Genomic DNA, 14,426 nt, shown 5'->3' on the forward strand with positions numbered 1-14,426 from the left:
AGCCAGGGCCCGAGCAGCCAGGGCCCGCGGGTAAAGCCGCCCCGCGAGACAAGGAACCCCAGGCCGCCCCAGCACAGCGCCGCGTAAGGGCACACTGGTCCACGTACAGCCACCTGCCCGGAGGACCCCGTGCGTCGCCGCCTCATCCAGTCCACGCTAGCCGTGGTCCTCGTAGTGATCGCCGTCTTCGGCGTCTCCCTCGTCATCGTCGAGACCCGCACGATCAGCAGCAGCGCCCAGGAGCGCGTCGACTCCGAGGCCCTGCGCCTGGCCAGCATCGTGGACAGCCGCATCCTCAGCGACGAGAACGTCACCGGCGAGATCCTCGAGAACCAGGTCGGCGACGACCGCTACGCCGTGATCAAGATCCCCGGGCGTGCGCCCATAGAGGTCGGTGGCGAGCGGCCCTCCGGCGACGTCATCTCCGCCACCGCCGAGGGAGAGGAGGGCGAGACCGTCACCGTCGAGGAGCCGCGCTCGTCGGTGACGAAGGAAGTCGGCCGTACGCTCATGATCATCGGCGCGGTCGCGCTGCTGGCGATCATCGCGGCGGTCCTCCTGGCCGTACGCCAGGCCAACCGCCTCGCGTCGCCCCTCACCGACCTCGCGGAGACCGCGGAACGGCTCGGCTCCGGCGACCCCCGCCCGCGCCACAGGCGGTACGGCGTCCCGGAGCTGGACCGCGTCGCCGACGTCCTGGACGGCAGCGCGGAGCGGATCGCGCGCATGCTGACGGCGGAACGCCGGCTGGCCGCGGACGCTTCCCACCAGCTCCGTACGCCGCTCACGGCCCTCTCCATGCGGCTGGAGGAGATCACCCTCACCGACGACCCGGAGACGGTCAAGGAGGAGGCGACGATCGCGCTGGCGCAGGTGGAACGCCTCACGGACGTCGTCGAACGACTGCTGACCAACGCCCGCGACCCGCGTACCGGCTCCGCCGTCTCCTTCGACCTCGACGAGGTCATCAAGCAGCAGCTGGAGGAGTGGCGGCCGGCCTACCGCAGTGCGGGACGTGCGATCGTCAGCTCCGGCAAGCGCCACCTGCGGGCGGTGGGGACCCCGGGCGCGGTCGCCCAGGTGCTGGCGGCGTTGATCGAAAACTCCCTCATGCATGGTGGCGGCACGGTTGCTCTGCGCACCCGTGTCACCGGCAACCAGGCCGTCATCGAGGTCACCGATGAGGGGCCCGGTGTCCCCGCCGACCTGGGCGCGCGCATCTTCGAGCGTGCGATCAGCGGGCGCAACTCCACGGGTATCGGTCTTGCCGTTGCCCGCGACCTTGCGGAAGCCGACGGTGGGCGTCTGGAGATGCTCCAGGCGCAGCCCCCCGTCTTCGGCCTCTTCCTCTCCCGCACCCCCCTGAAGAGCCCCCCGACTCCAAACGAAAACGACCCAACGGTCAGATAACCGGCTGCTCGGCGGCACACCTGGCCGACGCCTCGCGACCCCTTTTTCGCCGCTCCGCGGCGGGTTTCCCCGCCCACCCGCCCGTCTCGGTCGGCTGGAAGGTCCCCGCTCTGGCCGTTCCCGTGCTGGCCCCGGCCGCGCCGCGCGCGCCGCCGCGCCGGACCCCCAGCCGCAACGCCCATCCCTCCCCACCCGCACGGGTGGGTGGGTGGGACAGCCGCCGCGGAGCGGCGAAGAGGGAGGCGCGGAGCGCCGAAGACGCAGGGGCCGCGGAGCGGCCGAAAACCGCCGCGGAGCGGCGGCGAAGGTTCACGCCAGGCCCCCGCGGCAGCGAAGGGCTCAGTTCACCCGGGCCCGGGCCCGCTCCGCGTCCAGGAAGGACTCCGCGCTGGCCACAGCCTCCCGTGCCGGCAGCGCGCGGAACACCCACGTGCGGTACGACCAGAAGCGGAAGAGGGTCGCGATGCCGATGCCGAGGAACTTGAAGATGTTGCTCTGCAGCGGGCTGTCCCAGCCGAACCCGTACGTCGCCGCGTACAGCACGCCGTTTTCGATGACCAGCCCCACCGCGCTGAACAACAGGAAGAGCGTCAGCTCCCTGGTGCGGCCGCTCTTGTCGCGGTCACGGTATGTGAAGTAGCGGAACCCGACGTAGTTGAAGGCGATCGCCACGACCGTGGCGATGACACTGGCCCGCACGACCTGCAGGTCCGTGACATGACGTACCAGGTTGAACACGAGCAGATTGACGAGCAGCCCCGCCCCACCGACCGCGCCGAACTTGGCGACCTCCCGGAAGAGCAGGTCGAACCGGCGGCGAACCGCGCCGCGAGGCCTCGCAGGAGACCCCGAAGAAGCACTGCCCATGGTGTCGCGAGCCCCCGTCGGTGGATGCGTCGTCGGATACGACAGCTGCAGCGGCTGCGGCAGCTGACGCGGATACGCCAGTCGAACACGTAGATCACGTACATCACGTACATCGTGCGAAGTCGCTCGAACTCGTGCGAATACGTCGACTACGTCAACCCCGCCATGCTAACCAGCACCCCCCTCCGACGCCTGTGTACAGACTCACAGGTGAGGAAAGACCGGGTCACCACGGCGGAAAGTCGTGCCTGTCGGCGCGGAAATCGGCCACTCTGGCGTGGCCGATACCCTAGGAGTGTGACGTTCCCGGTAGTCGGCATGGTCGGCGGTGGCCAGCTCGCTCGTATGACCCACGAGTCAGGCATCCCGCTCGGCATCAAGTTCAAGCTCCTCAGTGACACCCCTCAGGATTCCGCGGCGCAGGTCGTCGGCGATGTCGTCATCGGCGACTATCGCGACCTCGACACGCTGCGTGACTTCGCGCGGGGCTGCGATGTGATCACCTTCGATCACGAACACGTACCCATCGAGCATCTGCGGGCCCTGGAAGCGGACGGCATCCCGGTCCGCCCGGGGCGCGACGCACTGGTGCACGCCCAGGACAAGGGCGTGATGCGCGCGAAGCTCGACGAGATCGGCGCGCCGTGCCCACGGCACCGCATAGTCGGCGACCCGCAGGACGCGGCGGCCTTCGCCGCGGAGGGCGACGGCTTCCCGATCGTCCTGAAGACCGTCCGCGGCGGCTACGACGGCAAGGGCGTGTGGGTCATCGGCTCCGCCGAGGACCCGGCCCTGGCGCAACCCTTCCGCGCGGGCGTCCCCGTCCTCGCCGAGGAGAAGGTCGACTTCGTACGGGAACTCGCGGCGAACGTCGTCCGCTCCCCGCACGGCCAGGCGGTCGCGTACCCCGTCGTCGAGTCCCGCCAGGTCGACGGCGTCTGTGACACGGTGATCGCCCCGGCCCCGGACCTCGCCGAGGAGCTGGCACTCCGGGCGGAGGAGCTGGCCCTGCGCATCGCCAAGGAGCTCGGTGTGGTGGGCCACCTGGCCGTCGAGCTCTTCGAGACGGCGGACGGCCGCATCCTGGTCAATGAACTGGCCATGCGCCCGCACAACTCGGGCCACTGGACCCAGGACGGCGCGATCACCTCCCAGTTCGCCAACCACGTCCGCGCGGTCCTCGACCTCCCCCTCGGCGACCCGCGCCCGCGCGCCCGGTGGACGGTCATGGCGAACGTCCTCGGCGGCGACTACCCGGACATGTACTCCGCGTATCTGCACTGCATGGCCCGCGACCCCCAGCTCAAGATCCACATGTACGGCAAGGACGTGAAGCCCGGCCGCAAGGTCGGCCACGTCAACACCTACGGCGACGACCTGGACGACGTCCTCGAGCGTGCCCGCCACGCAGCCGGTTACCTGAGAGGCACCATCACCGAATGAGCCCTGTTGTTGGCATCGTCATGGGGTCGGACTCCGACTGGCCCGTCATGGAAGCCGCCGCCCAGGCCCTCGACGAGTTCGAGATCCCCTACGAGGTGGACGTCGTCTCCGCGCACCGCATGCCGCACGAGATGATCGCGTACGGCGAGCAGGCCGCGGAGCGCGGGCTCAAGGCGATCATCGCGGGGGCCGGGGGTGCCGCCCATCTGCCCGGCATGCTGGCGTCCGTCACGCCGCTGCCCGTCATCGGCGTGCCCGTACCCCTCAAGTACCTCGACGGCATGGACTCGCTGCTGTCCATCGTGCAGATGCCGGCCGGTGTCCCCGTCGCGACCGTCTCCGTCGGCGGCGCGCGCAACGCGGGCCTGCTGGCCGCCCGGATGCTCGCCGCGCACGACGAGGAACTCCTCGGCCGTATGCGGGAGTTCCAGCAGGAGCTGAACGCCCAGGCCACGGAGAAGGGCAAGCGGCTGCGCGCCAAGGCCGAGGGCGCGGCCAACGGCTTCGGCTTCGGGAAGTGACCTCCATGTCCTCCCCTGGCAAGGCCATGCCCTCCCTTGACGAGGCCCGCGCACTGCTCGCCGACTTCCCCGTCGTCGACGGCCACAACGACCTCCCCTGGGCGCTGCGCGAGCAGGTCCGCTACGACCTCGACGCCCGCGACATCGCCACCGACCAGAGCGCCCACCTGCACACCGACCTGGCCCGCCTGCGCGCGGGCGGGGTCGGCGCCCAGTACTGGTCGGTGTACGTCCGCTCGGACCTGCCCGGAGCGGTCACGGCGACGCTGGAACAGATCGACTGCGTACGGCAGTTGATCGACCGTCACCCGTCGTACCTGCGCGCCGCGCTGACCGCCGCCGACATGGAGGCGGCGCGAGCGGAGGGCCGTATCGCCTCGCTCATGGGCGCGGAGGGCGGCCACTCCATCGACAACTCCCTTGCCGTGCTACGGCGGTTGTACGCCCTGGGCGTCCGCTACATGACCCTCACCCACAACGACAACATCGCGTGGGCGGACTCGGCGACCGACGTCCCGGCCGTCGGCGGTCTGTCGGCCTTCGGCCGTGAGGTCGTACGGGAGATGAACCGCGAGGGCATGCTCGTGGACCTCTCACACGTGGCCGCGACGACCATGCGGGACGCGCTCGACACGACCGCCGCGCCGGTGATCTTCTCCCACTCCTCCTCGCGCGCGGTGTGCGACCACCCGCGCAACATCCCGGACGACGTCCTGGAGCGGCTGCCCGCCAACGGGGGAGTGGCGATGGTGACGTTCGTACCGAAGTTCGTCCTCCAGGCGGCGGTCGACTGGACGGCCGCGGCCGACGAGAACATGCGCGCCCACGGCTTCCACCACCTCGACACCACGGCCGGGGGCATGAAGGTCCACCGGGCCTTCGAGGAGGCCAACCCGCGCCCGATCGCCACGGTGGCGACGGTCGCCGACCACCTCGACCACATGCGCGAGGTCGCGGGCGTCGACCACTTGGGCATCGGCGGCGACTACGACGGCACGGCGTTCACGCCGCACGGCCTGGACGACGTCTCCGGCTACCCGAACCTGATCGCCGAGCTGCTGGACCGCGGCTGGTCCCGCGCCGACCTCGCCAAGCTGACCTGGCAGAACGCCGTACGGGTGCTGGGCGCGGCGGAGGACGTGGCCCGTGACCTCCAGGCGCGGCGCGGTCCGTCGAACGCGACGCGGGAGCAACTGGACGGCTGAGACGCGGGAGCAGTTGGACGGCTGACCTGTCCGCCGGTGGGCGGGGCGTACCCCCAAACGCCCCACCCACCAGGAAGGCCCACGGGCTGCGTGCCACGGTGGCGGTACTGCGATCTTCACCGTCCACCCCACGGAGCCTGTCATGGCGGAACTGCAGGACGAACTGCACACCACCACTGAGGTGGGAGAGCTCGACGGGCCCGCTGCCTGGCCCGAGTCCGAGCCGCCGCCCGCCGGCACCGCCGAACCGGAGCTGGAGGGCGGGGCCGGGGCCGACCCGCTGAAGCGGGCCCGCGCCCTGCTCACCGCGCACCCCGTCGCCGACGGCTACAGCGGTCTGCCCTGGGCACTGCGCCATCTGCCCTGGTTCGACCTGGAGCTGGGTGAGCGCGCCGTCGACACCGATGTGCCGCGGCTGCGGGAAGGGCACGTGGGCGTGCTGTTCTGGTCGCTGCACCTGCCCGAGGGCCTGGCCGGGGACCGGGCCGTCGGCGCGACCATGGAGCAGCTCGACCTGGTGAAGACGGTGGTCCATGCGCACCCCGAGGGCCTGCGCATGGCGTACAGCACCACCGGGATCGCCGACGCCCGTAACTGCGGGCGCGTGGCCGTCATGCTCGGCCCCGCCGGAGCGGCCGCGCTCGGCGACTCGCTCGGCATACTGCGCTGTCTGCACACCCTCGGCCTGCGTGTCCTCACGCTGTCGGGCGCCTCCTGGGCGAGCGAGGCGGGCCTGACCCGGTTCGGCGAGGAGATGCTGCGCGAGATGAACCGCGTCGGCATGCTCGCCGACCTCTCCGGCACCTCGGAAGCCACCATCAGCCGCGTCTTCGCGGTCTCCAAGGCCCCGGTCCTCTTCACCCGCTCCGCGGCCTGGGCCCTGCGCCCCCACCCGGCCAACCTCCCCGACGAGGTCCTCGTCGAGCTGGGCGCCGTCAAGGGCCTGTGCCTCGTCCCGCTCACGGCCGAGCAGACGGGCCCGACCGTACGGGACGTCGCCGACCACCTCGACCACATCCGCACCCTCGCGGGCGCGCAGTGCGTCGGCCTCTCGGGGACGTACGACTCCGGAGCCGCCCACCCGCAGGACCTGCCCGACGCCTCCTGCTACCCCCACCTGATCGCCGAGCTCCTCTCCCGTGGATGGACCGAGACCGACCTCGCCCTGCTCACCTGGGGCAACGTCCAACGCATCCTGCGCGGCGCGGACTTCACGGCGCGCTCCCTGCAACAGCGCCGCAAGCCATCACTGGCGAGGATCGCGGACCTGGACGGCTGACCCGTCCTGTCGGGAGCGCTCGATCCGGCAGCAGGCACACAGAGACAGAGCCTCCGGAATCAGCAGGCGCACAGGCAGAAGGGATGCCCCGCCGGGTCCGCGTAAACCCGCCACGAGCGTGAGCGGTCCTCGGTGTCCAGCGGCTTCGCCCCGAGGGCGAGGACGGCCTTCTCCGCCGTGTCCAGGTCGTCGACGGTCAGGTCCAGGTGGAACTGCTGCGAGGCGTCGGGCGCCGGCCACCGCGGCGGTACGTGGTTCGGGGCGGCCTGGAACGCCAGCGGGTGGCCGCCGGGCGTGTCCAGGTCGATCCAGTCGTCCTCCCCGCTGACCGTGCCGCCCAGCACCTCGGCGTAGAACCCGGCGAGGGCACGGGGGTCGGGACAGTCCAGGACGACGACGCCCAGCTTGGCGAGAGCCATGACTTCCTCCTCGAAGCATTACGGCGTTCGGTTACCCATAGAGGCGAGTAACCGGTAACGGTTACTGCATGCTCCCGCATAGGAGGTAACGTCGCAAGCATGAGTGAGAGAGCGCCCGCGCCCGGGGGACTGGCCCTCGTGGAGGCCCTGGTCAACACCGTGGACCTGGAGTCGGGCGCCGACACGCTGGACACGGCCGAGGGGCGCGCCGTGTTCGGCGTCGCGGAGCGGGACGTGGCGGATGTACGAGAACTGCGCGAGTCCCTGCGCGCCGTGTGCCTGGCGCATGCCGGTCACCCGCCGCACCGCGAGGTGACACCCCTGGGCGAGCTGCTGGCGCGCGCGCCCCTGTATGTGGCGGTCGACGCGCGGGACGGCTCGGCGGCCCTCGCCCCGGCCGACGACGGCCCGCTGCTCTCCCGTGTTGCGACGGCCGTGGCGGAGGCCCTCACCGCGGGCACCTGGCTCCGCCTCAAGGCCTGCGAACTGCCCGAATGTCACTGGGCGTACTACGACCGCAGTCCCGCGGGCCGGGGCCGCTGGTGCTCGATGTCGGTGTGCGGGGCACGCGTGAAGATGCGGCGATACCGCGCCAAGTAGGCCTGGGGCAGGCGGAGTCGGGCGGTCGTCGCTCGGCGCGCGGCGATGTGGTGCAGAATGCAACAGACGCCGATCCGGCCGACTGAGCCTCGGCCGGACCGGCGTCACCCTTGTTTTCAGGCGGCCGGGCGGCCCGTCGCCATCAGGCGGTCGGGCGGCTCATGGCCTCGCCCGTATCTTCAGGCGGCCGGGCGGCCCGTCGCTATCAAGCGGTCGGGCGGCCCATCGCGTCACCCGTGTCTTCAGGCGGTCGGGCGCCCCATCGCCCGGTACGTCCACCCGGCCCGCCGCCACGCCTCGGGGTCGAGGGCGTTGCGGCCGTCCAGGATCACCTGAGCCCCGGCCACCTGGCCGAGGACGGCCGGGTCCAGCTCCCGGAACTCGCGCCACTCCGTCAGATGCAGGACGACGTCGGCACCGCGCACGGCCTCCACGGCGGAGCCGGCGTACCCGAGCGTCGGGAAGAGCCGCCGCGCGTTCTCCATGGCCTTCGGGTCGTAGACGGTGACCTGGCCGCCCTGGAGGTGGATCTGCCCGGCGACGTTCAGCGCGGGTGAGTCCCGCACGTCGTCCGAGTCCGGCTTGAAGCTCGCGCCGAGCACGGCGACCCTCTTGCCGAGGAAGGAACCGCCCCAGAGCGCCTCCCGGGCCATCTCCACCATCTGGCCGCGGCGCCGCATGTTGATGGAGTCGATCTCGCGCAGGAAGGTCAGCGCCTGGTCGGCACCCAGCTCACCGGCACGGGCCATGAACGCGCGGATGTCCTTCGGCAGACACCCGCCACCGAACCCGATCCCCGCCCGCAGGAACTTCTTCCCGATCCGCTCGTCGTGCCCTATGGCCTCGGCCAGCTTGGCGACATCGCCGCCGGCGGCCTCGCAGACCTCGGCCATCGCGTTGATGAAGGAGATCTTGGTGGCGAGGAAGGAGTTCGCGGAGGTCTTCACCAGCTCGGCGGTAGGGAAGTCGGTCACCACGAAGGGCGTGCCCTCGGCGACCGGCGTCACGTACACCTCGCGCAGCAGCTTCTCGGCCCGCTCGCTGCGCACGCCCACCACTATCCGGTCGGGGTGCAGGGTGTCCTTCACGGCGAAGCCCTCGCGCAGGAACTCCGGGTTCCAGGCGAGCTCGGCGTCCTCACCCGCGGGCGAGAGCTCCGCGAGCCGGGCGGCGAGGCGCTCCGCCGAGCCGACGGGCACGGTGGACTTGCCGACGACGAGGGCGGGACCGCGCAGATGCGGCGCGAGCGTCTCGAAGGCGGCGTCGACGTACGACATGTCGCACGCGTACTCACCGTGCTTCTGCGGCGTGTTCACACAGACGAAGTGGATGTCGCCGAACGCTCCGACCTCGGCCCAGTCCATGGTGAACCGAAGCCGCCCGGTGGATCCCTCGATCCCGGCGACATGCTTGCGCAGCAGCTCTTCGAGCCCGGGCTCGTACATCGGGACCTCGCCCCGCTGGAGCATCTCGATCTTCTCGGGCACGACGTCCAGGCCCAGCACTTCGAACCCGAGCTCGGCCATGGCCGCGGCGTGCGTGGCGCCGAGATAGCCGGTGCCGATCACGGTGATCTTGAGGGCCATGGGTACTCCAGAGAGTGGACGGGGGCGGTGCGGGCCCGAGCATAGTCGGAGGGGCTGACGGGCAACTTGCCCTCTGTCGCCAAGCTCACGTACCCGTGCCGTGGTCGGCCCTCTAAAATTTGGGTTACTTAACGGTAATTAGCGCCACCTGCGTCCCTTGGAGCGTGAGAGACCTTGGCCGGATCGGCTGATTTCGACCTGTACCGCCCGTCCGAGGAGCACGACATGCTCCGGGACGCGATCCGTTCGCTGGCCGAGGCGAAAATCGCGCCGTACGCCGCAGCGGTCGACGAGGAAGCCCGCTTCCCCCAGGAAGCCCTGGACGCGCTGGTCGCGGGCGACCTGCACGCCGTGCACGTACCGGAGACCTACGGCGGCGCGGGCGCCGACGCCCTGGCGACGGTGATCGTGATCGAGGAGGTCGCGCGGGTCTGCGCCTCGTCCTCCCTCATCCCCGCGGTGAACAAGCTCGGCTCCCTCCCCGTGATCCTCTCCGGCTCGGAGGACCTCAAGAAGAAGTACCTGTCCCCCCTGGCCAAGGGCGACGCGATGTTCTCGTACTGCCTCTCCGAGCCGGACGCGGGCTCGGACGCGGCGGGCATGAAGACGAAGGCGGTCCGCGACGGCGACTTCTACGTCCTGAACGGCGTGAAGCGCTGGATCACCAACGCCGGCGTCTCGGACTACTACACGGTGATGGCGGTCACGGACCCCACGAAGCGCTCGAAGGGCATCAGTGCCTTCGTGGTCGAGAAGTCGGACGAGGGTGTCTCCTTCGGCGCCCCGGAGAAGAAGCTCGGCATCAAGGGCTCCCCGACGCGCGAGGTCTACCTCGACAACGTCCGCATCCCCGCCGACCGCATGATCGGCGAGGAGGGCACCGGCTTCGCGACCGCCATGAAGACCCTGGACCACACCCGCATCACGATCGCGGCCCAGGCCCTCGGCATCGCCCAGGGCGCCCTCGACTACGCCAAGGGCTACGTCCAGGAGCGCAAGCAGTTCGGCAAGCCGATCGCCGACTTCCAGGGCATCCAGTTCATGCTCGCCGACATGGCGATGAAGATAGAGGCGGCCCGCCAGCTGACGTACGCGGCAGCGGCCAAGTCCGAGCGCGGCGACAGCGACCTCACCTTCCAGGGCGCGGCGGCCAAGTGCTTCGCCTCGGACGTCGCGATGGAGGTCACGACGGACGCCGTCCAACTCCTCGGCGGATACGGCTACACCCGCGACTACCCGGTCGAGCGCATGATGCGCGACGCGAAGATCACGCAGATTTATGAAGGCACGAATCAGGTTCAGCGGATCGTCATGGCCCGCAACCTGCCGTAGTCCCCGCTTCGGCGGCAGCAATGAGGAGAGGCACCCGGGACCCGGGTGCCTCTCCTCATTGTCATGGCTGTCACGGGCCGAGTTGTCATGGCAGTCACGGGGACGACCGGACCGTGACTCACCCGCGGCCGGGCTCAGTCGCCCGTCACCGTCACCTTCTCGTCGTTCTTCAGCTCCTCCACCAGCTTCTTCATCTTGGTCTTGTCCCAGAGGAGGTTGCCGCCCGAGGAGCCGGAGATCGGCATGTTCATCGACGTGCCGTCGCCGCCGCTGACGCTCTTCATGGCCCAGAACATGTCGGCGAGGTCGAACAGGCCCATGTCCTTGTCGACGATCAGGGTGTCCAGGCCCGCGCTCATGGTCGGGTAGAGCTTGAAGGGGTTCAGGACCGTGCTCGGCGTCGCGACCTGGTTGGCCAGCGCGGAGAGGAACTTCTGCTGGTTCTTCGTACGGTCCAGGTCGCTGCCCGCGAGCGCGTACCGGGTACGGACGAACGCGAGCGCCTGTTCACCGTTGAGGGTCTGCTTGCCCGCCTCGAAGTCGGCGCCGGACTTGGAGTCCTTCATGCCGCCCTTGGGGATCTCGATCTCCACGCCGCCGACCGAGTCAACGATGTTCGCGAAGCCCGCGAAGCCGATCTCCACGTAGTGGTCGATGTGCAGGCCGGTGTTGTACTCGACCGTGCGGACCAGCAGTTCGGGGCCGTCCTCGGCGTACGCCGCGTTCAGCTTCACGTGCCGGCCGGTGCCCTGGTAGGTCTTGCCGGACTCGGAGCCCACGAACGTCGGTATCTCCACGTCCGAGTCGCGGGGCAGGGATATGAGCGTAGACCCGTTGCCGCCGGTGTGCAGGATCATCATCGAGTCCGTGCGCTTGCCCTCGGAGGAGCCGGTGTGCAGCCTCTTCTTGTCATCGGCGGACATGCCGGCGCGGCTGTCGGAGCCGACGATCAGATAGTTCGTGCCCTCGCCCGCCTCGGGCCGGTCGATGACCTTCGAGAGATCCACGTCACGGTTGAGCTTGGAGTCCGCCCAGAAGTACGTGCCCACGGAGACCACGATCAGCAGCGTGACCAGCGTGATCGTGGTCACCTTGATCCGGCGACGCCAGTTCGGGCGCGGACGGTCCTGATAGTAGGGGTCGGGATCGTTGTCGTTCGGCACGAAGCCGCCGCCGCCGTAGACCTGGCCCGTGTTGTACCCGGAGTCGTACCCGTTGCCGTATCCGTCGTCGTACGTCGGCTGTTGGGGCACGCCGTACGGCGGCGCCCCCGGGCCCGGTGCGGGCGACGTCGGGCCGCGCCGGACCTGCCGCATCACGCGGGCGCTCTCAGGCTGTGCGCCTGCGCTGCCGCGTCCGTAGCGGTTGCCGCGACTGCTGCGGTTTTCGTCGGACCACGCCTCGGGCCAATCATTCATGCGGACCAGTGTGCAGGGCCCCACGGTGTGGCTTACAAGAGAGTAGGGAGATCTGCGTCACGGCTGTTGCAGAGCTGATGCAAAGCGGGTCTTGTGTGCCCCCGGCATAAGGTGGACGCCATGACAGACCAGGCCCTCAACCCGGAATCCGACATTCCGGGTAAGCCGACCTCCGCGTCCCGGACCACCCTCAGCCACATCATGACCCACAACGACACCAACCTTCTGGGAACGGTGCACGGAGGAGTGATCATGAAGCTCGTCGACGACGCGGCGGGCGCGGTGGCCGGCAGGCACTCCGGCGGGCCCGCCGTCACCGCCTCCATGGACGAGATGGCCTTCCTGGAACCCGTCCGCGTAGGCGACCTCGTCCATGTGAAGGCCCAGGTGAACTGGACCGGTCGTACGTCGATGGAGGTCGGTGTCCGCGTCCTGGCCGAGCGTTGGAACGAATCCACGCCACCCCAGCAGGTCGGCTCGGCCTACCTCGTCTTCGCCGCCGTCGACGCCGACGGCAAGCCCCGCCGCGTCCCACCGGTGCTCCCGGAGACCGAGCGCGACAAGCGCCGCTACCAGGAGGCCCAGATCCGCCGCAGCCACCGACTGGCCCGCCGCCGCGCCATCATGGAGCTCCGCGAGAAGCGTGCGGCGGAAGGCCTCGACGACTAGGGAGACGACCAGGGACCGGCCAGGGCGACAACCAGGGATACGACCAGGGATTCGGAGACGCGGGCCTCGCGGTTCGGTGTCCTACGGACACACCACCTGATCCCCCGTCACCACCCCGAACTCCCCCTGATGCTGATCCTCCGCCCGCACCCGCGTGACCTCCTTGAAGTCCGCCCCGACGGTGACCTTCAGCACCGCCCCTTGTTTCTTCACCGCGCGCAGTTCGGCGCCGGGCAGCGCGGCCGCGACGGACTTCGCCGAGCGGTCCCAGCGGGGGTCGTACGAGACGACGGTGCGCCGCACGGTCTGGTCCCGTGCGCTGGTGGGCTGGTGCGTCGTACGGAACCCGGTGGCGGCGAGCGCCTTGTCGACGCGTCTGGCGAGGCCCGCCGTGGTCGTCCCGTTCTCGACCTGGACCCGGATCTGCTGCGGGGCCACGTCGACGCGCACGGCGGGCCTGGGCAGCGGCGTGTGCGCCGCGAGCGGCTTGTCGTCGCGCAGCGCCTGGAAGAGCTTCGCCGACTTGGCCGGGTCCCACTTCAGCGTCGACCCGATGCCCTTCACGGCATATCCCATCTGACCGATCGGCACGGTCGTGAACTCGGACGAACGGGGCGAGAAGCTCCGCATCGCCCGCCCGAGGTCGAGCAGTTCGTCCGTGCCGAACCCCTTGTCCGCGCGGACCGAGCCGAGCACGGCCCGGGTGACGTCGCGGAACTTCATCGGGTTCATCAGCACCCCGGACGAGGTGGCCCGCTCGACCAGCGCCGCCAGGAAGCGCTGCTGGCGCTGCATCCGGCCGAGGTCCGAGGCCCCGTCGATATGCCGGGCCCGTACGTACTGAAGCGCCTCCCCGCCGGCCAGCAGATGCGAGCCCGCCGCCAGATCGAGACCGGTGTTCGAGTCCTTCAGCGGCTTGGCGGTGCAGATCTGTACGCCGCCGAGCACGTCCACCGTCTTCATGAAGCTGGTGAAGTCGACCTCCAGATAGTGGTCGATCTTGACGTGGGTCATGTTCTCGACGGTGCGCACGGTCAGGTTCGGGCCGCCCTCCGCGTATGCCGCGTTGAGTTTGACCGGGTGGGCGCCGTGCCGTTTGCCGGTGGTCGCGTCGGTGTGCCCGGGCGTCTCGGCGTACGAGTCGCGCGGCAGGCTGACGACGCTGGCCCGCTCCCGGTCCTCGGAGATGTGCACGATCATGATCGTGTCGGTGCAGTGACAGGGCGCTCCGCCCAGCCGGTACCTGCGCCGCTCCGCCTCCGCGATCTTGTCCCGGCCGTCGGTGCCGACCAGCAGCAGGTTCATGCCGTGGCCCGCCTCGGGGCGGTTCTTCATGTCCTTGAAGGGGTCGACCCGGGCGATGTCCGCGTCCAGGCTGGTGACCACCGCGTGCCCGATGCCCGCCGAGGCGAGGACCACCACGGAGAGGGTGGTCGTCATCCGCATGGCCCAGCGCGGCTTCTTGCGCCGTACGGGCGGCCGCGCGGGGGGTCTCCGCGAGCGGGACGGCTGCGGGCGTGCGGGTGAGCGGGGCGGCGTGGGCAAGGGGGGCACCTCCGCGGGGCTGGACCGGGGCGGGACGGGGGATGCGGTTCGCGAGGCTGGACGGGGATGCGGTTCGTGAGGCTGGACGGGGATGCGGTTCGTGAGGCTGGACGGGGGATGCGGCGTGGGGAT

The 14,426-nt window shown here is 70.2% G+C and carries 13 protein-coding genes; 8 read left to right on the forward strand and 5 right to left on the reverse strand.

Annotated elements, in window-relative coordinates; translation table 11 throughout:
• The first annotated feature begins 129 nt into the window (after positions 1-129).
• Positions 130-1,410, forward strand: coding sequence for an ATP-binding protein (locus C4B68_RS23980; RefSeq protein WP_099501709.1), 1,281 nt, complete (start codon positions 130-132; stop codon positions 1,408-1,410).
• Positions 1,411-1,749: 339 nt separating this feature from the next.
• On the opposite strand, the gene C4B68_RS23985 is transcribed toward C4B68_RS23980, so the two are convergent.
• On the reverse strand, positions 1,750-2,277 hold the full coding sequence (locus C4B68_RS23985; RefSeq protein WP_099501707.1) for a GtrA family protein: 528 nt from the start codon (positions 2,275-2,277) through the stop codon (positions 1,750-1,752).
• Between the two features lie 297 nt (positions 2,278-2,574).
• Between C4B68_RS23985 and C4B68_RS23990 the strand changes: the two genes are divergently transcribed.
• The 4 genes from C4B68_RS23990 to C4B68_RS24005 all read left to right on the forward strand — a co-directional run bounded on the left by C4B68_RS23990 (position 2,575) and on the right by C4B68_RS24005 (position 6,725).
• Positions 2,575-3,720, forward strand: a complete 1,146-nt coding sequence (locus C4B68_RS23990; RefSeq protein ID WP_099501705.1) for a 5-(carboxyamino)imidazole ribonucleotide synthase — start codon at positions 2,575-2,577, stop codon at positions 3,718-3,720.
• A complete protein-coding gene (gene purE / locus C4B68_RS23995) occupies positions 3,717-4,241 on the forward strand; it encodes a 5-(carboxyamino)imidazole ribonucleotide mutase (protein ID WP_099501703.1) in 525 nt (174 codons plus the stop codon). The genes C4B68_RS23990 and purE overlap by 4 nt, the downstream gene beginning before the upstream one ends.
• Before the next feature lie 26 nt (positions 4,242-4,267).
• Positions 4,268-5,446, forward strand: a complete 1,179-nt coding sequence (locus C4B68_RS24000; RefSeq protein WP_099501936.1) for a dipeptidase — start codon at positions 4,268-4,270, stop codon at positions 5,444-5,446.
• 142 nt (positions 5,447-5,588) lie between these two features.
• Positions 5,589-6,725, forward strand: a complete 1,137-nt coding sequence (locus C4B68_RS24005; RefSeq protein WP_099501701.1) for a dipeptidase — start codon at positions 5,589-5,591, stop codon at positions 6,723-6,725.
• A 59-nt stretch (positions 6,726-6,784) separates the two neighbouring features.
• Here the strand turns inward: C4B68_RS24005 and C4B68_RS24010 are convergent, their stop codons facing one another.
• The gene (locus C4B68_RS24010; protein ID WP_099501700.1) at positions 6,785-7,144 is read right to left on the reverse strand and encodes a VOC family protein; all 360 of its coding nucleotides are present in this window, start codon (positions 7,142-7,144) and stop codon (positions 6,785-6,787) included.
• Positions 7,145-7,243: 99 nt separating this feature from the next.
• Here C4B68_RS24010 and C4B68_RS24015 point away from each other — a divergent pair, with 99 nt between their 5' ends.
• Positions 7,244-7,744 carry a CGNR zinc finger domain-containing protein gene (locus tag C4B68_RS24015; protein ID WP_099501698.1) on the forward strand — a complete coding sequence of 167 codons (501 nt, stop codon included), beginning with the start codon at positions 7,244-7,246 and terminating at the stop codon, positions 7,742-7,744.
• A 242-nt stretch (positions 7,745-7,986) separates the two neighbouring features.
• Here C4B68_RS24015 and C4B68_RS24020 read toward each other — a convergent pair whose 3' ends face one another.
• On the reverse strand, positions 7,987-9,330 hold the full coding sequence (locus C4B68_RS24020; RefSeq protein WP_099501696.1) for a UDP-glucose dehydrogenase family protein: 1,344 nt from the start codon (positions 9,328-9,330) through the stop codon (positions 7,987-7,989).
• A 174-nt stretch (positions 9,331-9,504) separates the two neighbouring features.
• On the opposite strand from C4B68_RS24020, the gene C4B68_RS24025 reads away from it, so the two are divergent.
• Entirely contained in the window at positions 9,505-10,662 is a 1,158-nt protein-coding gene (locus C4B68_RS24025; RefSeq protein WP_099501694.1) for an acyl-CoA dehydrogenase, read from the forward strand.
• 134 nt (positions 10,663-10,796) lie between these two features.
• Here the strand turns inward: C4B68_RS24025 and C4B68_RS24030 are convergent, their stop codons facing one another.
• Positions 10,797-12,080, reverse strand: a complete 1,284-nt coding sequence (locus C4B68_RS24030) for an LCP family protein (protein ID WP_099501692.1) — start codon at positions 12,078-12,080, stop codon at positions 10,797-10,799.
• Positions 12,081-12,200: 120 nt separating this feature from the next.
• Here C4B68_RS24030 and C4B68_RS24035 point away from each other — a divergent pair, with 120 nt between their 5' ends.
• On the forward strand, positions 12,201-12,749 hold the full coding sequence (locus C4B68_RS24035; protein ID WP_180289246.1) for an acyl-CoA thioesterase: 549 nt from the start codon (positions 12,201-12,203) through the stop codon (positions 12,747-12,749).
• A gap of 81 nt (positions 12,750-12,830) precedes the next feature.
• Here C4B68_RS24035 and C4B68_RS24040 read toward each other — a convergent pair whose 3' ends face one another.
• Positions 12,831-14,294: an LCP family protein gene (locus tag C4B68_RS24040; RefSeq protein WP_441349330.1), complete on the reverse strand. Its 1,464-nt coding sequence runs from the start codon at positions 14,292-14,294 to the stop codon at positions 12,831-12,833.
• Positions 14,295-14,426 lie beyond the last annotated feature (132 nt).

It is taken from the genome of Streptomyces dengpaensis, assembly GCF_002946835.1.
In the GTDB taxonomy this organism is placed as follows: Bacteria; Actinomycetota; Actinomycetes; order Streptomycetales; family Streptomycetaceae; genus Streptomyces; species Streptomyces dengpaensis.

Coding starts and splice junctions, on each gene's coding strand:
- C4B68_RS24010 (WP_099501700.1), bottom strand. CDS start 7,144: ATGGCTCTCGCCAAGCTGGGCGTCGTCGTCCTGGACTGTCCCGACCCC.
- purE (WP_099501703.1), top strand. CDS start 3,717: ATGAGCCCTGTTGTTGGCATCGTCATGGGGTCGGACTCCGACTGGCCC.
- C4B68_RS24005 (WP_099501701.1), top strand. CDS start 5,589: ATGGCGGAACTGCAGGACGAACTGCACACCACCACTGAGGTGGGAGAG.
- C4B68_RS24030 (WP_099501692.1), bottom strand. CDS start 12,080: ATGAATGATTGGCCCGAGGCGTGGTCCGACGAAAACCGCAGCAGTCGC.
- C4B68_RS23985 (WP_099501707.1), bottom strand. CDS start 2,277: ATGGGCAGTGCTTCTTCGGGGTCTCCTGCGAGGCCTCGCGGCGCGGTT.
- C4B68_RS24035 (WP_180289246.1), top strand. CDS start 12,201: ATGACAGACCAGGCCCTCAACCCGGAATCCGACATTCCGGGTAAGCCG.
- C4B68_RS24020 (WP_099501696.1), bottom strand. CDS start 9,330: ATGGCCCTCAAGATCACCGTGATCGGCACCGGCTATCTCGGCGCCACG.
- C4B68_RS24015 (WP_099501698.1), top strand. CDS start 7,244: ATGAGTGAGAGAGCGCCCGCGCCCGGGGGACTGGCCCTCGTGGAGGCC.
- C4B68_RS24000 (WP_099501936.1), top strand. CDS start 4,268: ATGCCCTCCCTTGACGAGGCCCGCGCACTGCTCGCCGACTTCCCCGTC.